This window comes from Devosia sp. Soil_C_22 (assembly GCF_057657195.1).
In genome coordinates this window covers 3,302,609-3,323,677 of sequence record NZ_JBDGIY010000001.1, presented here as the reverse complement: position 1 = coordinate 3,323,677, position 21,069 = coordinate 3,302,609, and the positions used below count along the sequence as shown (strand labels likewise).

Sequence of the window (21,069 nt, the reverse complement as noted above, 5' to 3'; positions counted from 1 at the left end):
ATATCAGCCGCGCGCCAGCGCCGCTTTGGCTCCTGCCGCATCCACCCCATATGACAGCTACGGCGCTCCCGGCGCCACATGAGGACCCCAATGACTGAGCAATACCCTGTCGAGCACGAGGAAGCCGGCGGCCGCGGCCGCTTCGTGGTCTATCTTCCCGATGGCTCGGAAGCCGAAATGACCTATTCGCGCCGCGACGCAGCCACCATCATTGCCGATCACACCGGCGTGCCGCCGCAATATCGCGGCCAGGGTATCGCCGAAGTGCTGGTCAAGGCCGCCATGGACAACGCGCGCGCCACCGGCGGCAAGATCGTCCCGGTCTGTTCCTACGTCGTCGCCCAGTTCCGTCGGCATCCCGAGTGGGCCGACCTCAAGGCCTGATCTGCGCCAAGCCCGAATGGGGCAGGGGCCTCCACCCGCCTTCTACAACCGCATCAACCCCGCCAGGGTCGGCTGAAACCCGCAGCCCTTGTAGAAGCCGTCCAGGTGCGGCTCGTAGTCGACATGCAGGTATTGTCCGCCGCGCTCGCGCGAGATCTCGGCGGCCCGGCGCACCAGTAGCGTGCCCAGCCCGCGCCGCTGCACGTCCTGGTGCACCGTGGGGTCGAGCAGGAAGGCGTGGCCGCTGCCATCGGTCGCCACATTGACGTAGCCGACCAGCCGCCCGTCCTCGTAGGCGCCGAGATGAACGAGGCTAATGCGCCAGTTCGGCAACGGCCCGCGCCATGGGCCACCCCAACCGGATTCCCATAGCGCCGAAAATTCATCGCGGGGCGGAAACGGATCGATACGGATCTCGAATTCGGCCGCGTCAATGCCGGGCATGCGGCACGGCTCCGGCGAGGCTTTCGATGATCGGACAGTCCGGCCGGTGATCGCCGTCGCAGGCCTCAGCCAGGTGGGCGAGCGTGTCGCGCATCTCGCCGAGCAGGCGAATCTTGCTGTCCAGTTCCGCGATGTGCCCCTGTGTCAGCGCCTTCACGTCGGCACTCGAGCGCTCATCGTTGCCCCACAGTTTCAGCAGGTCGCGTATCTGCTCGATCGAAAAGCCGAGGTCGCGGGCGCGGCGGATGAAGCCGAGGCGGTGGATGTCGTGGTGGCCATAGTCGCGATAATTGCTGTCGCGCCGGTCGGCGTTGGGGATAAGGCCGATCGATTCATAGTGCCGGATCATCTTTGCCGACACGCCGGTCAGCCGCGAGGCCTCGCCAATCTGCATGGGATCACCTATCTGAAGAATGTCCTTGACCTTACCATGATGGGAAGGTGCAGAACAATCCTCGACAGGAGTATCGGACTGCCCGGCGGCTGCAACGACCACGGAGTCATTCCCGCGAAAGCGGGAACCTCTGTTCTCGGTGCGCGTCGTCAAACGAAGGTCCCGCTTTCGCGGAGATGACCCGGTGGGGCGTCAAGTCCGAGGCAGACACTCTGCAATGAGACAGGAGCCGACCATGGATACGCATGCTCATCATCATTCGACCGAGGGCGCGGTGACGCGTGACCCGGTGTGCGGCATGACCGTCGACATGGGCAAGACCCCGCACCGCGCGACGCTCGAGGGCCGTGAGTTCGGCTTCTGCAGCGGTGGCTGCAAGGCCAAGTTCGAGGCTGAGCCGCAGAAGTACCTCAAGGCCACCGATCCCGTGTGCGGCATGCAGGTGGACCGGGCGACCGCCAAGCACATGAGCAAGCATGAGGGCACGCGCTACTATTTCTGCTGCGAAGGCTGCCAGAAAAGCTTCGAGGCCAACCCGGACAAATACCTGAACCAGAAGCCGTTCGTGCTGCCGGGGAAGGCTTCGGTGAGTGGAGTCTCCTCCAATTCGTCCGCTTCCCACCCGCGTCATCCCCGCGAAGGCGGGGATCCAGTGCCCCACGCACCGACGGCGCAACTGGGTTCCCGCCTGCGCGGGAATGACATCGCGCATGACAGCCATCACAGCCATCACGACCATGGCGCCCCGCCGGTCGACCCCGCAACCGTGCCCGAGGGCACCAAGTGGACCTGCCCGATGCATCCCGAGATCATCAAGGACGGGCCGGGCGATTGCCCGATCTGCGGCATGGCGCTCGAGCCGATGGTGGCTTCGCTCGATGACGGTCCGAACCCCGAGCTGGTCGATTTTACCCGCCGCATGTGGGTGAGCGCGGCGCTCAGCGTCCCAATCCTCGTCATCGCCATGGGCGCAATGGTCGGCCTGCCGGTGCGCGACTGGCTGGGCGAGCCGTTGGCCAGCTGGGCCGAGCTCGTGCTCGCCACCCCGGTGGTGGTCTGGGCGGCGTGGCCGTTCTTCCGGCGCTTCTGGAATTCGCTCGTCAACCGATCGCCCAACATGTGGACGCTGATCGGCCTCGGCGTCGGCGCGGCCTACCTGTTCTCGGTCGTCGCCGTGCTGTTCCCGTCGATCTTCCCGATGTCGATGACGCATATGAGCGGCATGCCGCCCGTCTATTTCGAGGCGGCGGCGGTGATCGTCACGCTGGTCTTCGTCGGCCAGGTGCTCGAGCTCAAGGCGCGCGACGCCACCGGCAAGGCCATCCGCGCCCTGCTCAACCTCGCGCCCAAGACTGCGCGTAGGGTGTGGGAAGGCCGCGATATCGAGGTGCCAGTCGAGGACGTCGTCGCCGGCGACTGGCTGCGCGTGCGGCCGGGCGAGGCGGTGCCGGTCGATGGCGAGGTCGTCGAAGGCCAGTCCTTCGTCGATGAGTCGATGCTCACTGGCGAGCCGGTGCCGGTCGAAAAGCTGAAGGGCGAGCCCGTCACCGGCGGCACGCTCAACGGCGAAGGCAGCTTCGTGATGAAGGCGACCCGCGTCGGGTCGGAAACCAGGCTCAGCCAGATCGTCGAGCTGGTCGGCAAGGCGCAGCGCAGCCGCGCCCCGATCCAGGCGCTGGCCGATCGGGTGGCCAACTGGTTCGTGCCGCTGGTGGTGCTGATCGCCGTCGGCGCGTTCCTCGGCTGGCTGATCTGGGGGCCCGGCCTTTCGGAAGCCATCGTCGCCGCCATCTCGGTGCTGATCATCGCCTGTCCGTGTGCGCTCGGGCTCGCGACGCCGATCTCGATCATGGTCGCCACCGGCCGGGGCGCGCATGCCGGCGTCCTGGTCAAGGATGCCAAGGCGCTCGAGGGCTTTGCCCGCGTCGACACGCTGATCGTCGACAAGACCGGCACGCTGACTGAGGGCAAGCCGACGCTCGATCAGGTGATCCCGGTCAAGGGCGTCGACGAGGGGTTCGTGCTCGCCGTCGCCGCGGCGCTCGAGCGGCATTCCGAACATCCGATCGCCCATGCGGTGGTCACCGGCGCCGAAAAGCGCGGTGCCCGGGCCTACGAGGCGACCGGCTTCACCTCGCTCACCGGCCGCGGCATTCGCGGCGAGGTCGGCGGCAAGCCGGCGCTGATGGGCAATGTGCGGCTGCTGCGCGAGCAGGGGATCGAGGTCGACAACAAGCTCGCCGCGCTGGTCGAGCAGCAGGCGGCTTCCGGCAAGACGGCAATCCTCGTCGCCCATGACGGTGCTAGTATCGGCGTCGTGACCGTGGCTGACCCGATCAAGACCAATGCCGCGGAGTCGATCCGCGCGCTGCGTGAGGACGGAGTGGCGGTGGTGATGGCGACCGGCGACGCCAAGGGCACGGCGGAGGCCGTCGGACGCGAGCTCGGCCTCTCCGATGTGCAGGCCGGCATGACCCCGGAGGACAAGCATGCCCTGATCGAAAAGCTGAAGGGGCAGGGCCGTTCCGTCGCGTTCGCCGGCGATGGCGTCAACGACGCCCCGGCCCTCGCCGCCGCCGATGTCGGGGTGGCGATGGGCACCGGTGCCGACGTCGCCATCGAAAGCGCCGGCATCACCCTGCTCAAGGGCGACCTTGCCGGCACGGTGAAGGCGCGCACGCTGGCCAAGGCGACGCTCAGCAACATCAAGCTGAACCTGCTGTTCGCCTTCGGCTACAACGCGCTCGGCATCCCGATCGCTGCGGGTGTTCTCTATCCGTTCACCGGCTGGCTGCTCTCCCCGATGATCGCCGCCGCGGCCATGGCCCTGAGCTCGGTGAGCGTCATCGCCAACGCGCTCAGGCTGAACGGAGTGAAACTGTAGCTGGCACGATCGCGCCCCACCCACGATGTCATCCCGGCGCACGCCGGGATCCATCCTGAGGTCTCTCCACTTGCTGAGGAGGTGGCGACATCTCAGGATGGGCCCCGGCCTGCGCCGGGGTGACCCGGTGAGGGGGGCGATAGTGTGCCCGTTAACCTCGACCGGCATCCAGCCGTTCAGGTTGCGTCAATGACCGGTTCAGAATCGGTCGTTCATCAGGTCAGCGAGCCTGACCCATCGCCTTCACAATCGGGGCCCGGCGCATCCTGTCGGGTTGACGCTTACGTCATTGCGTGTTGCCTTAGCCGCCTGTAATCGGCGCTAGACCGATCGGGGGGTGGCCCAGGTATGAACGTGGCCTTGCGCATTACGCGCATCATCGACGAGATCAGCCGGCTGGTCGGTCTCGTCGCCGTGTGGCTTGTGCTGTTTTCGGCCCTGCTCAGCGCCTTCAACGCGATTTTTCGCTATTCGATCAGCGGGATGCTCTGGCTGGAGCGCAGCTATGGCGGCGGCGTTTTCGGGGGGCTGGTCAGCTTCTACACCCAGTATTCCAACGTCTTTTCCGAGGGCGTCTGGTACATGTTCGGCGGCATGGTGATGCTCGGCGGCGCCTGGACGCTGAAGATGAACGAGCATGTGCGCGTCGACCTGCTCTATGGCGCCATCAGCGAGAAGGCGCGCACCTGGATCGACCTGCTCGGCGGCCTGTTTTTCCTCGTACCGCTTTGTATTCTCTTGATTTATTTCACCTGGCCGTGGTTCGTGCAGGCCTGGGTGCAGAACGTGATGTCCAACGCCGCCGGCGGCCTGCCGCGCTGGCCGGTGCGGCTGATGCTGCCGGTTGGGTTCGGCGTGCTGCTGCTTCAGGCCATCGCCGAAATCATCAAGTGCATTCTGGCACTTACCACGAACTACCACCGCGAATTCGCGTACGAGAAGCCGCTGCAATGATCGATCTGTTGCGCGAGAACATGGCGCCGGTGCTGTTCGGCGGGCTCGTCGTGTTCCTCATCATCGGCTACCCGGCGGCCTTCTCGCTCGCGGCGGTCGGCCTGTTCGGCGGCCTGCTCGCCATGGAGCTCGGGCTGATCGCCCCTAACTTCCTGGGAAACCTCACCTATCAGCTGTACGGCGTGCTCAGCAACGAACTGCTGCTCGCCATCCCGTTTTTCACCTTCATGGGTGTGATCCTCGAGAAATCCGGGCTCGCCGAGGACCTGCTCGATGGCTTCGGGCAGCTGTTCGGCGGGGTGCGCGGTGGCCTCAGCTACGCGGTGATCATCGTTGGCGCGATCCTGGGCGCCATTACCGGCACCGTCGCCGCCTCGGTGATCGCCATGGGCCTGATCTCGCTGCCGGTGATGATGCGCTACGGCTACAACGTGCGCCACGCCACCGGCGTGATCGCGGCCTCGGGCACGATCACGCAGCTGATCCCGCCCTCGCTGGTGCTGATCGTCCTCGCCGACCAGCTACAGCGCTCGCCGGGCGAGATGTATATCGGCGCCACCGGCGCCTCGATCCTGCAGGTGCTGCTATTCGCCGGCTGGGTGTTCATCCTCTCCATCATCCGCCCGCAGGATGTGCCGGCGCTACCGCCCGAAGCGCGCACGCTGCGCGGCTGGCCGCTCTGGTCCAAGATCATCCGCGGCATGGTGCCGAGCCTGGCGCTGATCTTCGTCGTGCTCGGTACGATCCTGCTCGGCCTCGTCACCCCCACCGAAGCCGGCGCCATGGGCGTCGTCGGCGCTATCCTCCTCGCCTGGTTCAACGGCCGGCTGAGCTGGCACCTGATGTGGGAAGGCATGGTCGCGACCATGCGGCTCACCGCCATGGTGGTGTTCATCCTGCTGGGCGCGCGTGTCTTCAGTCTCGTCTTCCAGGGTGTCGGCGGCGGACATTGGATCGAGCACCTGCTGTCGCACCTGCCGGGCGGCGTGGTCGGCTTCCTGATCTTCGTCAACATCTTCATCTTCGTTCTGGCGTTCTTCCTCGATTTCTTCGAGATCGCCTTCATCGTGCTGCCGTTGCTGATCCCGACCGCCAATGCGCTCGGCATCGACCTGGTGTGGCTCGGCGTGATGATCTGCGCCAACATGCAGACCAGCTTCATGCACCCGCCCTTCGGCTTCGCGCTGTTCTACCTGCGCGGCATCGTGCCCCGGGACCAGGTGAAGACGCGCGACATCTACCTCGGCGCCATCCCATGGCTGGTGCTGCAACTGATCCTCGTGGCCATCCTCATTGTCTTCCCCGAGACGGTGACGTTCTTCCTCGACAAGGCCCCGGAAGTGGACCTCAACACGGTAGAGATCGTCCTGCCGCCGCAGGGCGGGGGCACGGGCGCGCCGAACTTCGAAGCCCCGCCACCACCGAGCTTCGGGGCACCGCCGGCGCCGACGTTCACACCACCACCGGCGCCGAGTTTTAACTGAGATTTCAACTCTCGCCGGCCGCGCAGTCGGGACTCCTCTCCCGCTCGCGGGGGAGGGGGACCGCCGTTAGGCGGTGGAGGGGGGAGCCACACGCGCGATTGTTGCCAACACGGCGGCGGGCCTTGCTTCGACTTCGCCGGTCGTGAACCGCAACACTTGAATACCTTCCTTGGTCAGCCACGTTGTCCTGCGCCCGTCCCTCTCTGCAGTGTCGTTATGCGCCGGCCCATCGAGCTCGACGCAAAGCTTGACCGCAGGACAATAGAAATCCAGCACGTACGGCCCCATGGGATGCTGCCTCCGAAAGTGTAGGCCAAGCTGGTTGCGGCGCAGCAACGCCCACAGCAGTTTTTCGGGACCGGTCATCGTTCGCCGTAGTGACCTTGCGCGGTCACGGATGAAGTCTGGTGATCGCAACAGCTTGCTCCGTGCGCGTGGCTCCCCCCTCCACCACGCTACGCGTGGTCCCCCTCCCCCGTAAACGGGAGAGGAGACCCGACTGCTGGCCTCGCTGCGGGCGGAAAGCAAAAAGGGCCCGGACAAGCCGGGCCCCCTCAACTCGCTCGGCGTCGAGCCTTACAGCTTCCCAGCCCGCTGCTGGGCCTGCATGAAGGCGTCGAAGTTCAATTCCGCCACCTGGTTCCACAGATAGTGGTCGCGACGGAAGGCGGTGATCGAGTCCCAGATCTTCTTGAACGCCGGGCTCGAGACCGACAGTTCGGCATAGGTCTCGTTGGCGGCGTTGAAGCTGGCTTCCATGATCTCGGGGCTGAACGGGCGGAGCTGGGCTCCGGCCGCCACCAGCTTCTTGATCGCGGTGGGGTTCACGTAGTCGTACTTGGCCAGCATATCGTTGCTGACGGCCTGGCAGGCGGTCTTGAGCAGCGACTGGTAGGCCGGCGGCAGTTCCTCGAACTTGGCCTTGTTGATGAGGGCGTGCACGGTCGGACCGCCTTCCCACCAGCCGGGATAGTAGTAGTAGGGCGCGACCTTCTGGAAGCCGAGCTTTTCGTCGTCATAGGGGCCGACCCATTCGGCAGCGTCGATCGTGCCCTTTTCGAGCGCATTGTAGATTTCGCCGCCTGGGAGCGTCTGCGGGATCACGCCGAGCTTGGTCAGGATGGTGCCGGCAAAGCCGACGCGCATCTTGAGGCCCTGCAGGTCGGCCAGCGTATTGATCTCCTTGCGGAACCAGCCGCCCATCTGGGCGGCGGTGTTGCCGCACGGAAAGCCGACGATGTTGTAGCTGTCGAAGAACTCGTTGGTGATGTCGAGGCCGCCGCCATGGTAGTACCAGGCGCCCATGCCGCGGGCGTTGAGCGAGAACGGGATGGCCGAAAGCGCGGCCCAGGCGACGTCCTTGCCCGAGAAATAATAGCCCACCGTATGGGCCATCTCGATGGTGCCTTCCGACACCGGATCGACCACCTCGAAGGGCGGCACCAGCTCGCCGGCCGCGAACACGTCGATGGTGAAATTGCCGTCGGTCGCCTCGGACACGTATTTGGCCAGCGTCTCGCCGCCACCGTAAATGGTGTCGAGGCCTGGCGGGAAAGACGAGGCAAGCCGCCAGCTCACCTTCGGATTGGATTGCGCGATAGCCGGCGCCGCCAGCGTAGCCGCCGCGGCAGTGCCCGCCGCAACGGCGGTCGCCGACTTGAAGAACTCGCGTCTCTTCATATGCATTTTCCTCCCAATGGCATTCGGGCCGGCCCGTTTCGCCGGCCTTGCCGCCAGATTGAACAGGAGCCGCGGTACCTGTCCAGTGGCGCGAGCCCTTATCGGATCGGGTTTTTATCCGGGTCGGGAATAAACCGGAGCGGGCGGTGTTGAGCTAGGTGAGAGCCAGCCGTCCGGCTGGTCTCCATCCCGATTGGAGGAACCATCATGAAGTTCGCAATCGCGCTCGGCGCCGCCGCACTCGCCCTCTGCACCAGCGCCGCCTTCGCCGAAGACTATGCCGGCGGGGCCATCAAGACCTCGGAGATCGGTGGCAAGGAAGTGCTGACCGATGCCAATGGCATGACGCTCTACACCTACGACAAGGACACTGCCGGCGTCACCAACTGCTACGACAAGTGCGCCACCAACTGGCCGCCGCTGATGGCCGCCGCCGATGCTGCCGCCGACGGCGACTTCACCATCGTCGATCGCACCGACGGCACCAAGATGTGGGCCTACAAGGGCATGCCGCTCTACCTGTGGATCAAGGACACCGCTCCGGGCCAGACCACCGGCGACGGCGTGGGCGGCGTCTGGCATACTGCCATCGAGCAGTAAGCGGGCACGCCACCCACATGGACTTTCTGGACGAGATCGAGGCGACGGTGCCGGCTTTGCGCCGCTACGCGCGGGCGCTGACGCGCAACGCCGATCGGGCCGATGATCTCGTCCAGGACTGCCTGGAGCGGGCTATCCGCAAGCGCAGCCTGTTCCAGCCCAGCGGGCCGCTGCAGGGCTGGCTGTTCCGTATCCTCATCAACCTGTGGCGCAACGACCTGCGGTTCGAGCGCCGCCGTGGAGACCATATTCCGATCGACAGCATAGCCGAACCTTCCGTCGCGCCAGCCCAGCCGGGCCGCATCGCCCTCGCCGAAATGTCGCGCGCCCTCGACCGCCTGCCCGATGACCAGCGCGAGGCGCTGCTGCTCGTTGTGCTCGAGGGCCTGAGCTACCAGGATGCCGCCGAGGTGCTCGGCATTCCCATGGGCACCCTGATGTCCCGTATCGGCCGGGCCCGCGCGACACTGCGCGCGTTGACCACCGGCACGGGCGAACCGAGATTGAGGTCGATCAAATGACCCAGCTCGCCCCGATTTCCGAGACCGATCTCCACGCCTATGCCGACGGTAAGCTGGCGCCCGAGCGCGCCGCCGAAGTGGAGGCCTGGCTCACCGCCCGCCCCGACAAGGCCACCGAAGTCCAGAACTGGCAGCGCCAGAACGAGGCCATGCACGCCCTGTTCGATGGCGCAGCCGGCGAGACGGTGCCCTCACGGCTCGATCCGCATCTCATCGCCCGCTCGCGCGCCGTACAGGCTGGCCCGCGCTGGCCGCGCTTTGCCGCGGCGGCGGTGGTGCTGCTGGCGCTGGGTGGCGCCATGGGCTGGGCCGGGAACAGCTACTTTGCCCGCGAGCCGGTGCGCGACGAGCTGATCGCGGCCGCGGTTTCGGCGCATGCCCTGTTCGTCAAGGAGAACCGCCACGCCGTCGAGGTCGCCGCGGCCGATAGCGAGCACCTCACCTCGTGGCTATCGAACCGCATCGAGCGGCCGATCACGCCGCCTGATCTCAGCGCCGATGGCTTCAACCTCGTCGGCGGCCGCTTGCTGCCCGGCTATGACGGCAGCGCCCCGGCGGCGCAGCTGATGTACGAGAATGCGGCCAAGGAACGGGTGACCGTCTATGTCACCGCCGCGCTGGCTGACCGGCGCACCGAGCGCGAGTTCACCAGCCGCGACAATCTCGAGGCGTTCTACTGGGCCAATGACCGGATCACCTGCACCGTGGTCGGCGACCTGCCGCAGGCGCAGATGCAGGACGTAGCGCGCAAGATTTACACGCAGATGTCGTGGCGGCCCGACGGCGCCACCGGCGTCTGAGGGTCAGCGGCCCGGCCACAGCATGGCGATGCGGGCGGCGATCAGCCGGCCGATGAAGCTCAGCGGATAGGTGCGATAGACCGGCACATCCTGCGGGATCCTCGCCGGATCGGGGGCGAAGCGGGTCTGCAGCCGCATTTCGAGCGGCGGTACGTCGCCGGCATAGCCGGGCCGGTACATCGAGATCCAGTGCGGGCCGCCGTCGAAATCGACCAGCATGGCGGAGTTGCAGCAGCGGGCGACCACGCGATTGGTGCCGCTTTTTGGCTTGAGCTTGGTGCGCTCGAGCCGCTCGGCGCCGCGCACCACGCGGTGGCGATCCTTGCGATAGAGCGCCATCCAGGTGCCACCATCGGCATCGTGGAACGGGCGAGCGCCGGGCAGGGCCTCGAGCTTCTTAGCGCCGGCCTGGCAATCGTCGCAATAGCAGGCGGCCGTGAGGATGGGCGCGCCGCGCACCGCCAGCTGCACCTGCCCGCAGGCACAGCTCACCAGGCGCTCCTCCGTCCCCGCTGCAAGTCCCTCGGCCACCGCTCTCTCCCTCGCGTTCCCGGCCCGCACTCGATGCGTCCGCCTGTCAAACACAAGGCGACTTAGGCCGGATGGGCGATGTGCCGCAGCTTATCGGGCGGCGGCTGCCTCGCCGAGAATCCAGTCGCGAAACGCTATCACCTCGGGCCGCCGCCGCGCTGCCGGGGCGATCAGCAACTGGTACTGCAGGTCGGCCTCGAGCGTTTCGACGAAGCATTTGACCAGCGTGCCGCGGGCAAGATCATCGGCCACCAGCGAGTTGCGCACGAGCGCGAAGCCTTCGCCGCGGCGGCAGGCCTCCAGCATGGCGCCGAAGGTGGGGAACAGCGGGCCGCCATCGATATCGAGGCCGGGCAGGCGCTCCGCCGCCTCGTCGCCGGTGGCATTGAACAGCAGGCTGCACCAGCGGCGCCAGTCGAGCAGGGTGTTGCGGGCGCCCTCGTAGCGCAGCAGCGGCGCGGCCAAGAGGCCCTGGCGTTTGGGCAGGGTCTTGGCGAGCGCCGGCGAGCTCACCGCGAACTCGTCGTCGCGCGTCAACCGCTCGCCATCGCCGCCGCCACTCAGGCGGATGACGATGTCGGCTTCCTCGGCTGTGGGTTCGATCCGCCGGTACTCGAGCGTCAAGCGGATATCGGCCTCCGGGTGCTCGGTGCGAAACTGCTCGAGCCGCGGCGACAGCCACTGCGTGCCGAACTCCGGGGCGGTGGAGATGTGCAGCCCCGGGCGCGAACTCCGGCGCTTGGCGCCGGCCAGCGTTTCGCCCAGCCGCGCCAGCGCTTCCGCGATCGCCGGTTGGATGGCCGTTCCGCCCTCGGTCAGCACCACGCCGGCCCGGCTGCGCACGAATAGCGGAAAGCCCAGCCAGGCTTCGAGCTGCGCGATCTGGTGGCTCACCGCGGTCTGGGTAACGCCCAGCCGCTGGGCCGTGGCAGTGAAACCGCGCGTTTCAGCCACGACCACGAAGGCCCTCAGGCACTGCAGCGGCGGGAGCTGGCTATCCATGAATTTCCATCATGCATGTCCATGCGGACACTTCGTTTCCATGAGCGGCAGCCTAGCGCGATGCTAAGGCAACGTCCAATCGGAGCACGTAAAGGATGAGAAAGCTGCATGAAGGATTGTGCTCGTGGCTGAGCGCTTGGTTGCGCCACGACATCGGCCTCGACCACGAAGCCGAGCCGCGAGACTGGTGGCGCTACCTCTGAAAAGCAACGAGCCGCGCATCGGGCGCGGCTCGCTTGGGATGCCTGTGACCGGCGAGGGTTCAGTAGCCCTGACGACGCAGCAGATCGTTGGAATAGATGTTGTGCGGGCCGACATTGCGCACGTCGCGCTCGCCCATCAAGGCCATGGTCGTATCCATTTCCTTGCTGATGATGTTGAGAGCGCGGGTGACGCCCGCCTCGCCGCCGGCGCCCAGCCCGAAGGCCATGGCGCGACCGACGAAAGTGCCCTTGGCGCCCAGCGCCAGCGCCTTCAGCACGTCCTGGCCGGACCGGATGCCAGAGTCCATCAGCACTTCGGTCTTGTGGCCGACGGCGTCGACGATCTCGGGCAGCACGCGGATCGAGCTCGGGGCGCCGTCGAGCTGGCGGCCACCATGGTTCGAAACGATGATGCCGTCCGCGCCGTTATCGATGGCGAGCTGGGCGTCCTCGGGGTCGAGGATACCCTTCACTACCACCGGGCCGCCGAAGCGCTTTTTGATCCAGGTGATGTCCTTCCAGTTCAGCGTCAGGTCGAACTGGGTAGCGGTCCAGCGGCTGAGCGTGCCGAGGCTGGTGGCTTCGGTCACGTGACCGTGGATGTTGCGGAAAGTGCGGCGGTTGGTGCCGAGCATGCCGAGAGCCCAGGCGGGCTTGGTGGCGATCTCGAACAAGAATTTCGGGGTGATCGGCGGCGGCGCCTTCAGGCCGTTGCGGATATCCTTGTGGCGCTGGCCGAGAATCTGCAGGTCCATGGTGAGCACCAGCACCGGGCACTTTGCAGCCTTGGCGCGGTCGATCAGCCGTTCGATGAACGGGCGATCGCGCATCACGTAGAGCTGGAACCAGAACGGCTTGCTGGTGTTCTCGGCCACGTCCTCGATCGAGCAGATCGCCATGGTCGAGAGGGTGAAGATGGTGCCGAATTTCTCGGCCGCGCGAGCGGCCTTGATCTCGCCGTCGGCCGATTGCATGCCGGTCGAGCCGACCGGTGCGATGGCGACCGGTATCGAGACCGGCTGGCCCAACATGGTGCTCGACAGGTTGCGGTTCTCTAGGTTCACGGCCACGCGCTGGCGCAGCTTGATCTTCTCGAAGTCCGAGGTGTTCTCGCGATAGGTGCCCTCGGTGTACGAGCCCGAGTCGGCGTAGTCGAAGAACATTTTCGGCACGCGGCGCTTCGCGGCCTTCTGCAGGTCTTCGATCGTCAGATACTTGTCCATATTCGCCATAGCGCGCCCCGGAATTCGATGCCGGTTTCTATTGCGCTAACATGTCAGTGGTCAATGCGACCTTTGCTTTGAAGCCGCAGGGTGCCTGCTGGCGCCGCTCCAAACGCGGGGGTCATCCCAGCGAAAGCTGGGATCCAACTCACCGCCCGCGCTGGCTGAGAGATGGATCCCTGCTTTCGCAGGGATGACAGTGGTAGGTGAGGCCGGGGCGTGCCCAGCCCCGACCTCAGGCTCGGTTCAAGCCTCCAGCCACTTCACCTGTTCGGGCGTCAGCTTGATGTCGAAGGCATTCATGCTGTCGTCGAGCTCGTTGAGGGTGCGCGGCCCGATGAGCGGCACGGACGGGAAGTCCTGCGCCAGCACATAGGCGAGGGCGACGTGGATCGGGCTCTTGCCGAGCTTTTCGGCCAGTTCCACGGCGCGGTCGCGGCGGGCGAAGTTGCGGTCGTTGTACCAGACGCGGACCAGTTCCTCGTTGTCGCGCTTGTCACGACCGGCACGGTCGGTGAAGAAGCCGCGGGCCTGGCTCGACCAGCTGAAATTCGGGATCTGGCGATCCTTCAGCCACTGCTTCCAGTCATCGGTCGAGGCGGTGACGCAGCCGGCCCAGATCGGGTCGAGCATCTCGGCCAGCGCGAAGTTGTTGGAGAGCGCGCCCGGACGTTGCTTGCCATGCTTGTCGGCATAGGCGATGGCCTCGTCGAAGCGCTCCTTTGTCCAGTTCGAACCGCCGAACGGCCCACGGATGCGGCCCTTCTTCACCTCGGCATCCATGGCGTCGACGAACTCGCCGACCGGCACGTCGAGATTGTCGCGGTGCATGAAGTAGACGTCGACATAGTCGGTCTGCAGCCGGTCGAGCGACTGGCTCAGTTGCTTCGAAATCACGTCCGGATAGACCAGCGGGCTATGCGCGCCCTTGCCGATCAGCACCGCCTCCTCCCGCACGCCGCGCGACTTGTGCCACTCGCCGAACAGCTTTTCGGTATAGCCGCCGGCATAGATGAAGGCGGTGTCGAACATGTTGCCGCCGCGCTCCCAGAAGGCGTCAAGCAGGATCGCGCCCGAGGCGAAAGTGCGGAAATCCTCAAAGCCCAGCGCCACGGCCGAGGCCTGCTTTTTGAGGCCCGGGATAGTGCGCTTGGGGATCACGGCGCCGCCACCCTTGAGCGGCCGGCCGGTGAGGGTGTGGAGCCGCTTGGTCGGCTTTTCGACGGCATATTCGATGCCGGCATCGGCGCGCCATTTGTCGAGCACGCGGGCATTGCCGAGGCTGTCGGCCCAGGTCATGCCCGGGGCAGCGAATTCTTGGCGGCCGGCGAGGATGGCTTCGGCGGCGGCGTCGGCCTCGTAGGCGTAGAGGTGCTTGGACTGTCCGGCGACCACGGTCTCGCGGCTGCCGTCCTTCCTGATGATATCGATCTTGCCCTGGCCGCCCGAGCGGTCGCCATTGGCGAACCAGAAGGCCGGCACTTCGATGGTGCCCTCGCTGCCATGGATGCGGCCAACATTTTCGAGGTTGGCCATCACGGCGCAGCTCACCTGGGCGAGGATCCCGTTGGCGAAGGTCAACACGGCTGCCGCCGAGTTGTCGGTGCCTTCCTCGTTCAGCGTCGCGCCGCCCGCCACTTTCAGCGGATCGAGGAACGGCTTGCCCGCCGCTGCGCCGGCGATCAGCCGCGCGAACGACACCGGGTAGCCGCCGACATCGAGGATGCCGCCGCCAGCGAGCTCCGAGGCAAACAGGCGGTGCTCGGGCATGAAGCGCGGCATCTGGAAGCCGAAGCTCGCATCGATGAAGCGGATTTCGCCGATGGTGCCCGACGCGATCAGCTCCCACAGCTTCTGCGTCTGCGGGTGCAGGCGATACATGAAGGCCTCGCCGGCGAAGGTGCCGGCCTTGCGGTGGGCGTGGAAGATCGCGTCGACCTCGAAGGCGCTCAGGGCGAACGGCTTTTCGACCAGCACGTGCTTGCCGGCTTCGGCCGCCTTGATGGCCCACTCGGCGTGGCCGGTATGGGGCGTGGCGATGTAGATCGCATCGACGTTCGGGTCGGCGAGGATCGCGTCATAGCCATCGAGGATGCGGGCTTCCGGGAAATCCTCCTTGAGGCTCGCCTTTCCGGGATTGCGCGTGGCGATCGCCTCGAGCTTGCCGAACTGGCTGGCGAGCACGCCGCGGCGAAAATCCTTGGCGATAGCGCCCGGGCCGATGATACCCCAGCGAATGGGGGCCTTGATGGTCATGGTGGTCTCCTCGAAGGTCTGCGGCCGCGCCGGTAACGGGGGCCGCGAAAGGCGGGTCGGCTCAGCCGCTGGATGGCGAGCGCGTGGCTGTTGTTCTCGTTGGTCGCTGCGCGGCGATGCTATACATGCTGATTGGCGCATCGTCGGCAAGTGTGGCCAGCATAGGCAGCCGTGAGCGCATGTCCGCGACAAAGGGAAACTGGACTTGGCGGAAAGTAAGGTGGAGCAGCGGCCGATCTATCGCCCCGGTATCGGCGGCGTGGAGGGACTGCCGAACGCCCTGCAGCTCTTCTACGCATCGCCCTCGGTGATGCTCAAGCCGCACTGGCACGCGCAGGTCGAGGTCAATTTTATCATGGCGGGCGAGGTGCACTACCGCATGCACACGCACGAACTGACGCTCAAAGCCGGGCAGATGGTGCTGTTCTGGGGCGGCCTGCCGCATCAGCTCGACGATCGTTCCGACGACGTGGTCTATGCCGGCGGTCACCTGCCGCTGATGCACTTCTTCCGCCTGCGCCTGCCCGAGGATGTGCCGCAGCGGCTGATGCAGGGCGCGACGCTGAAGATCGATGCCACCGACGATTCCGATTTCCAGAATTTCCCGCGCTGGTGCCAATACGCGCGTTCCGGCGACCCGGTGAAAGCGCAGCACGCCGTCGACGAGCTGATCCTGCGGCTCGAGCGCGTGCGCTTCGAACCCTATGAACTGGTCGGCGACAGAGAGGGGGCGCAGGCCGAGACGGTCGAGATCCAGTCTTCGCGCAAGCTGGGGCGGATGTGCGATTTCATCGCGGCGAACTTCCTCAACGAGATCGACTCGGTCGATATCGCCGCCGCCGCCGACCTGCACCCGAAATACGCCATGAGCATCTTCAAGCGCTCGACCGGCATGACGCTGAACGAGTACGTCAACCTGCTGCGGTTGAGCTACGCGCAGGCGCTGCTGCTGCGCGATGATGCCAACGTGCTGCGCGTGGCGATGGAATCGGGCTTTGGCTCGCTCAGCGCTTTCAACAAGTCGTTCCGCAAGATCGCCGGCATGTCGCCGTCGGACTTTCGCCGCGACGCCTTCATTCCCGGCGCGCTCGCCTCCTGAGCTTGTATTTCCGCCGCCCGCCATTGTAACCAAGCCCGACGCTAGCGCGGGGGAGTTCGCATGTTCGTTGTCGGTGGCGAGAGCCTGATCGATCTCATTTCGGAGCCGGCCGGCCTCGATGGCAGCATCCGCCTCGTCGCGCACCAGGGCGGCTCGCCCTATAACTGCGCCATCGCGCTCTCCAAGCTCGGCAACGATACCGGCTTTCTCTGCCCGATCAGCTCGGACGGGCTCGGCACCTACCTGCTCGCCCCGCTCGCCGAAGCCGGCGTGACGCCGCTGCTGAAGGATCGCGTCGACGCCTATACCACGCTCGCCGTCGTCACCTTCGACGCGAAGAAGAGTGCGCAATACGGCTTTTACCGCCAAGCCGATCGCGCCTTCACCCGCGAGGGGCTGATCGCGGCGCTGCCCGAAAAGCTCGAGGTGTTCCAGGTCGGCGGCTTCTGCCCGATCGAGCCCGAAGATGCGGCGGTGTGGCTGGATGTATCCAAGGAAGCGGCCCGGCGCGGGGCGACGCTGTCGATGGACCCGAACGTGCGGCCGTCGCTGGTCAGAGACTTTACCGGCTACAAGCGGCGGCTCGACCAGTTCCTCGACATCGTCAACCTCGTGAAGGTTTCGATCGAAGATCTGGGGGCGCTCGAACGCAACAAGGCGGTGAAGGCGAGCGACTTCACCGTGGCCGAAACCGAGGCGCTGGTCGAAAAATACGTCGCCGACTTCCTCGGCCGGCCCAACATGGGCCTCGTCATCGTCACCTTCGGCGAGGAGGGCAGCCGGGCCTTCACCAAAGCCGGCGCGGCCACCGCGCCGATCTATCCCGCCGAACCGTTCGGCGACACGGTCGGCGCTGGCGACAGCTTGATGGCCGGCGTTCTGACGACGCTCAACGAGCGCAGCGCGCTGTCGCCCGACAGCCTGCGCCAGCTCGACGGCAAGGCACTGGCCGAGATCCTGCGCTTCGGCGCCGTCGTCGCCGGCCTCAACTGCCGCCACTTCGGCTGCGTCCCCCCGACGCGGCCGGAGGTGGATGCGGTGCTGGTAGCGCGGTAACTACGCCCTCAGTCCTCGAACAGCTCGGCTGTGATGTCGCGGGCGCCGTGCATGACACGGCGAATTTCGATGGCGTCTGGCGCGATGGTGTAGAAGATCAGGTAGCTGCCGACCGGGAAATATCGAAGGCCCACCTTCAGTTCGCTGCGATCCCTTCCCGCGGCTGGCTGTTCGGCCAACATGAAGATCAAGTACGCCGTCTGCGCCGCTGACGCTGTCCTCTGCGACTGTGAGCCATATGCCGTTCTGATCAAGCTGCGCCAAGCGCGAGCGACGGATCCTAAGCGGCATTGTTTCGGCGGCGCTCGGCAAGAATCCTCCGGCCTTCTCGCTTGGCCTCTTCCGGATCCCATGGCTCGGGCTCCCCCTCGAAGCCCTTTTCGATCTCCGCTTTCAGCCAATCAAGCTTGGCTTGCCGCTCGATATTGCGCTGTTCCATCAGTCGCAGCCCGTCGCGAACGACTTCACTGGCGCTCGCGTACCGTCCGCTCTCCACGAGCTCGCGGACGAATTTCTCGTAGTGCTCGCCGAGGGTGTAGCTGGATGGCATGGTGCGTCTCCTTTGACCTCAAGACTATCACTTTATGATAGTTTCGCCAATCACGCCCCGGCGCGGATCCTCAGTGCGTCGTCCAGCGTCATCTCGGTGTGGTGCGCCCACTCGGTGCGCGGCTCGGGGAAGTCGGTGCGGAAGTGGCCGCCGCGGCTTTCTTCGCGTTGCAGAGCGCCGGCGGCCACCAGCGTTGCCGATGTCGTCATGTTGAGGAACGAGCGGGTGACGCCTTGCGCCGTTGCCTCGAGTTCGGCGATGGAGCGGAGCGCGATGCGCAGGTCGGCGGCGTTGCGTTCGACGCCGACCAGGTCAGTCATCACCCGGCGCAGCTCCTGCACGGCGGTGAGGTTGCGCAGGCGTTCCTCCACCGCCTCGCCCTCGGCCTCGTTCCAGCCGATGCCGGGAAAGGGGGCGAGCGGAGCGCGTAGCGGTTCGAGGCCGGAAATGTCGGCGGCGATGCGCGCGCCATAGACCACCGCTTCGAGCAGCGAGTTCGACGCGAGGCGGTTGGCGCCGTGGAGGCCTGTCGACGAGCACTCGCCCGCGGCCCAGAGGCCAGGCAGCGACGAGCGGCCGTTCTCGCTCACCTTCACCCCGCCCATGTGGTAGTGCGCGGCCGGCGTCACCGGGATCAACTGGTTGACCGGGTCGATGCCGAAATCGGTGCAGTACTTGGCGACCGTGGGGAAGGCGGTGAGGATGCGCGCGCCGATCGCCTGCCGGGTATCGAGGAAGACGCGGCGGCCCGCCTTGATCTGCCGATAGTTGGCGCGGGCGACGATATCGCGCGGGGCGAGCTCGGCATCCGGGTGGATCGCCGGCATGAAGCGTTCGCCGAGATCGTTGACGAGGATAGCGCCTTCGCCGCGCAGCGCTTCGGTGGCGAGCGGAGCCGGGTCGGCGCCGGTGGCAATCGCGGTGGGGTGGAACTGCACGAATTCGGGGTCGGCGATCACCGCGCCCGCCCGGGCTGCCATGCCCATGGCGTGGCCGCGCACGCCGGGCGGGTTGGTGGTGACGGCATAGAGCCCGCCCAGCCCGCCGGCGGCCAGCACGGTGGCGCGAGCGCGCACCAGCACCGGCTCGGCATAGCGGTCGCCGAGCTTGCGGGCGTAGACGCCGATGATGCGGCCGTCGGCGCGGGCGAGGTCGACGACCGTCAGGCCCTCGACCACCCGGATGGATGGCGTTTTTCGCACTTCGGCGATGATGGCCTGCATGATGGCATAGCCGGCGCGGTCGCCGGCCACCCGGACGACGCGGTTGCGCGAATGGGCGGCTTCCTTACTGAGCAGATAGTGGCCGAGTTCGTCGCGATCGAAGGGCGTGCCCCAGCGGGCGAGATCCTCGATGCGCGCCGCGGCCTCGGCCGCCACCGACTCGGCTTCGTCATGGTCGACGATGCCGGCGCCGGCGATTTCGGTGTCGACGGCATGGTCGTGCGGGCTGTCGCCCTCGCCCACGGCCGCAGCGACGCCGCCCTGGGCCCAGGCGGAAGAGGCGCCATTGCCGAGCGGCTTGGGGCTGATGACGGTGACCGGGCGCGGCGCCAGTTTCAGCGCGCAAAACAGGCCAGCAAGACCCGCGCCGACGATCAGGGCACCGTCGGCGTTGAGCACATTGTCTGTGAAAACCATGGTCTTACCGGCGCTGCCGGTCAGGCCTCGTCGACGACGGGCGTGTCGACAGCCCGGGTCTGCAGCGATTCGATGGCATTCTTAGCGCTAGACTTGGATGCGTAGGTTTCGGTGCGGACCATGGTTTCGCCATTGGAAGCAACGAAACGCACGAAAGTCTGGCCATCCTTGGAGGCGACGATCTCGAAGCGGTAACCCTTGCCTTCTTCACCGGCTGTCGTGTCGACGACGCTGGCCCCGGGCGCGTTCTTCTTCAGCGAATCGATGCAGTTCTGAGCGCTCGACTTGCTGGCGTAGTTCTCGGACCAGAAGATCGTCTCGGCATTGTAAACGAACTTGGAAACGAACTGGCCGCCCTTGGCGGCAGTGATCTTGAATGAATGTGGCATGACGCTTCGACCTCGTGTTCCGGGCCGAGGCTCCTCCCCCGCCCGCCGCGGCAACGTTAGCGCGAAGTACCGGCGTGGCAATACAAATTTAGCCTCAGGCCCAAAGGGCTAGCCATCCCATCGGGGCGACTACGTAGACTATTTCCCGTATCCATGCCTAGTTTGCGCTGACATGGGGGCGTCGGTGGCGAGGCTGGCACTGGCAGTGGGGGAGGAGGTGCAGCTCGGCGCGGGTCGGGTTGGCTTCCGCATCCCTAGCCGCACGGGGGTGATTGCTCACCGGGCTTTCGGCCAGTCCATCGTTATCTATCAGCGTGCAGCGGAAGCTCTGCTGTTCGTGGGTAGCGGGCGGGTGATCGGCCTCGATCTTGACGCGCCGGATTTCGATGTACTGCGGCTGGGCGACTATCGAGCCTTCTCCCCGCCGGTGCTCAGCGCGATTGAAGACGAAGTCCGTGATCCCGGTGTGCGCCGCAGCCTCTCGCTCGACGACGACCGCTTCGAGGAGATCGTGCAAGCTGCGGCTGATGCCAGCGAGCAAGCGCTGGCCGAGGCGCAGGCCTTGTTCCTGCAGGATCGCGAGGCGGCGCTTGGCGCGTATCTCAAGATCCATGATCGCGTGCTCCAGCGCTGGTCCTATCGCTGCGCTTTCACCGGTGCTCAGTTCAGCCCGTCAAAGGTCCGGCCGCATCCCGGCCTGCGCGTGGTCGCCATCCGGCCGCGCGAGCTGGGCGGTCCGCTGCATGTGCGAAACTACCTGCCCATGGTGCCTGATGCCGAGCGGGCCTGGACCCACGGACACATCACGCTGGGACCAAGCTTCGGCTTCCAGGTGTCGGAACGGCTGATCGATCCGGAACTGCACGAATGCCTGCTGCCACTGGGGCGGCTGGCGCTGTCCGAAGAGCCTTCTTTATGGCCCGATCTCGAGCTGATCGCCTATCACCGGGCCCACATCTTCGACCGAGATTGAAC

22 protein-coding genes are annotated in these 21,069 nt (G+C 66.1%); 10 read left to right on the top strand and 12 right to left on the bottom strand.

Annotated elements, in window-relative coordinates:
• Positions 1-90: 90 nt before the first annotated feature.
• Positions 91-384, top strand: coding sequence for a GNAT family N-acetyltransferase (locus AC3A6I_RS16075; RefSeq protein WP_487544761.1), 294 nt, complete (start codon positions 91-93; stop codon positions 382-384).
• A gap of 42 nt (positions 385-426) precedes the next feature.
• Here the strand turns inward: AC3A6I_RS16075 and AC3A6I_RS16070 are convergent, their stop codons facing one another.
• Together AC3A6I_RS16070 and cueR are read right to left on the bottom strand one after the other, a co-directional pair.
• Positions 427-828, bottom strand: coding sequence for a GNAT family N-acetyltransferase (locus tag AC3A6I_RS16070; RefSeq protein ID WP_487544760.1), 402 nt, complete (start codon positions 826-828; stop codon positions 427-429).
• Complete coding sequence (cueR, locus tag AC3A6I_RS16065) at positions 815-1,222, bottom strand: Cu(I)-responsive transcriptional regulator (RefSeq protein WP_487544759.1); 408 nt, start codon at positions 1,220-1,222, stop codon at positions 815-817. The genes AC3A6I_RS16070 and cueR overlap by 14 nt, the downstream gene beginning before the upstream one ends.
• A gap of 235 nt (positions 1,223-1,457) precedes the next feature.
• On the opposite strand from cueR, the gene AC3A6I_RS16060 reads away from it, so the two are divergent.
• The 3 genes from AC3A6I_RS16060 to AC3A6I_RS16050 all read left to right on the top strand — a co-directional run bounded on the left by AC3A6I_RS16060 (position 1,458) and on the right by AC3A6I_RS16050 (position 6,544).
• Positions 1,458-4,106: a heavy metal translocating P-type ATPase gene (locus tag AC3A6I_RS16060; protein ID WP_487544758.1), complete on the top strand. Its 2,649-nt coding sequence runs from the start codon at positions 1,458-1,460 to the stop codon at positions 4,104-4,106.
• Between the two features lie 348 nt (positions 4,107-4,454).
• Complete coding sequence (locus AC3A6I_RS16055) at positions 4,455-5,060, top strand: TRAP transporter small permease subunit (RefSeq protein WP_487544757.1); 606 nt, start codon at positions 4,455-4,457, stop codon at positions 5,058-5,060.
• The gene (locus AC3A6I_RS16050) at positions 5,057-6,544 is read left to right on the top strand and encodes a TRAP transporter large permease (protein ID WP_487544755.1); all 1,488 of its coding nucleotides are present in this window, start codon (positions 5,057-5,059) and stop codon (positions 6,542-6,544) included. The genes AC3A6I_RS16055 and AC3A6I_RS16050 overlap by 4 nt, the downstream gene beginning before the upstream one ends.
• Before the next feature lie 66 nt (positions 6,545-6,610).
• Here the strand turns inward: AC3A6I_RS16050 and AC3A6I_RS16045 are convergent, their stop codons facing one another.
• Both AC3A6I_RS16045 and AC3A6I_RS16040 read right to left on the bottom strand, forming a co-directional pair.
• Positions 6,611-6,961, bottom strand: coding sequence for an endonuclease domain-containing protein (locus AC3A6I_RS16045; protein ID WP_487544754.1), 351 nt, complete (start codon positions 6,959-6,961; stop codon positions 6,611-6,613).
• A 159-nt stretch (positions 6,962-7,120) separates the two neighbouring features.
• Positions 7,121-8,224, bottom strand: coding sequence for a TRAP transporter substrate-binding protein (locus AC3A6I_RS16040; protein WP_487544752.1), 1,104 nt, complete (start codon positions 8,222-8,224; stop codon positions 7,121-7,123).
• A gap of 207 nt (positions 8,225-8,431) precedes the next feature.
• Between AC3A6I_RS16040 and AC3A6I_RS16035 the strand changes: the two genes are divergently transcribed.
• From AC3A6I_RS16035 to AC3A6I_RS16025, 3 genes are read left to right on the top strand one after another with little or no spacing between them, the layout of a single operon-like run.
• Entirely contained in the window at positions 8,432-8,824 is a 393-nt protein-coding gene (locus AC3A6I_RS16035) for a COG4315 family predicted lipoprotein (protein ID WP_487544751.1), read from the top strand.
• Positions 8,825-8,841: 17 nt separating this feature from the next.
• Complete coding sequence (locus AC3A6I_RS16030) at positions 8,842-9,345, top strand: sigma-70 family RNA polymerase sigma factor (RefSeq protein WP_487544750.1); 504 nt, start codon at positions 8,842-8,844, stop codon at positions 9,343-9,345.
• Positions 9,342-10,145: an anti-sigma factor family protein gene (locus AC3A6I_RS16025; protein ID WP_487544749.1), complete on the top strand. Its 804-nt coding sequence runs from the start codon at positions 9,342-9,344 to the stop codon at positions 10,143-10,145. The genes AC3A6I_RS16030 and AC3A6I_RS16025 overlap by 4 nt, the downstream gene beginning before the upstream one ends.
• Before the next feature lie 3 nt (positions 10,146-10,148).
• Here AC3A6I_RS16025 and AC3A6I_RS16020 read toward each other — a convergent pair whose 3' ends face one another.
• From AC3A6I_RS16020 to AC3A6I_RS16005, 4 genes are all read right to left on the bottom strand, one after another.
• A complete protein-coding gene (locus AC3A6I_RS16020) occupies positions 10,149-10,676 on the bottom strand; it encodes a GFA family protein (RefSeq protein WP_487544748.1) in 528 nt (175 codons plus the stop codon).
• A gap of 90 nt (positions 10,677-10,766) precedes the next feature.
• The gene (locus tag AC3A6I_RS16015) at positions 10,767-11,678 is read right to left on the bottom strand and encodes a LysR family transcriptional regulator (RefSeq protein ID WP_487544747.1); all 912 of its coding nucleotides are present in this window, start codon (positions 11,676-11,678) and stop codon (positions 10,767-10,769) included.
• A gap of 262 nt (positions 11,679-11,940) precedes the next feature.
• Entirely contained in the window at positions 11,941-13,104 is a 1,164-nt protein-coding gene (locus AC3A6I_RS16010) for an alpha-hydroxy acid oxidase (RefSeq protein WP_487545049.1), read from the bottom strand.
• Between the two features lie 246 nt (positions 13,105-13,350).
• Complete coding sequence (locus tag AC3A6I_RS16005) at positions 13,351-15,360, bottom strand: aldo/keto reductase (protein WP_487544746.1); 2,010 nt, start codon at positions 15,358-15,360, stop codon at positions 13,351-13,353.
• A 220-nt stretch (positions 15,361-15,580) separates the two neighbouring features.
• Between AC3A6I_RS16005 and AC3A6I_RS16000 the strand changes: the two genes are divergently transcribed.
• Complete coding sequence (locus AC3A6I_RS16000; RefSeq protein ID WP_487545048.1) at positions 15,581-16,459, top strand: helix-turn-helix domain-containing protein; 879 nt, start codon at positions 15,581-15,583, stop codon at positions 16,457-16,459.
• Positions 16,460-16,519: 60 nt separating this feature from the next.
• Positions 16,520-17,515: a carbohydrate kinase family protein gene (locus AC3A6I_RS15995; RefSeq protein ID WP_487544745.1), complete on the top strand. Its 996-nt coding sequence runs from the start codon at positions 16,520-16,522 to the stop codon at positions 17,513-17,515.
• An 8-nt stretch (positions 17,516-17,523) separates the two neighbouring features.
• Here AC3A6I_RS15995 and AC3A6I_RS15990 read toward each other — a convergent pair whose 3' ends face one another.
• The 4 genes from AC3A6I_RS15990 to AC3A6I_RS15975 are packed head-to-tail and all read right to left on the bottom strand — an operon-like array spanning position 17,524 to position 20,094.
• A complete protein-coding gene (locus AC3A6I_RS15990; protein WP_487544744.1) occupies positions 17,524-17,868 on the bottom strand; it encodes a type II toxin-antitoxin system RelE/ParE family toxin in 345 nt (114 codons plus the stop codon).
• Complete coding sequence (locus AC3A6I_RS15985; RefSeq protein ID WP_487544743.1) at positions 17,796-18,065, bottom strand: type II toxin-antitoxin system ParD family antitoxin; 270 nt, start codon at positions 18,063-18,065, stop codon at positions 17,796-17,798. The genes AC3A6I_RS15990 and AC3A6I_RS15985 overlap by 73 nt, the downstream gene beginning before the upstream one ends.
• A gap of 50 nt (positions 18,066-18,115) precedes the next feature.
• On the bottom strand, positions 18,116-19,705 hold the full coding sequence (locus AC3A6I_RS15980; RefSeq protein WP_487544741.1) for an L-aspartate oxidase: 1,590 nt from the start codon (positions 19,703-19,705) through the stop codon (positions 18,116-18,118).
• A gap of 20 nt (positions 19,706-19,725) precedes the next feature.
• Positions 19,726-20,094: a YegP family protein gene (locus AC3A6I_RS15975; RefSeq protein ID WP_487544739.1), complete on the bottom strand. Its 369-nt coding sequence runs from the start codon at positions 20,092-20,094 to the stop codon at positions 19,726-19,728.
• 184 nt (positions 20,095-20,278) lie between these two features.
• Between AC3A6I_RS15975 and AC3A6I_RS15970 the strand changes: the two genes are divergently transcribed.
• Positions 20,279-21,067 (top strand): hypothetical protein, encoded by a 789-nt coding sequence (locus tag AC3A6I_RS15970; RefSeq protein ID WP_487544738.1) that lies wholly within the window; start codon positions 20,279-20,281, stop codon positions 21,065-21,067.
• Positions 21,068-21,069 lie beyond the last annotated feature (2 nt).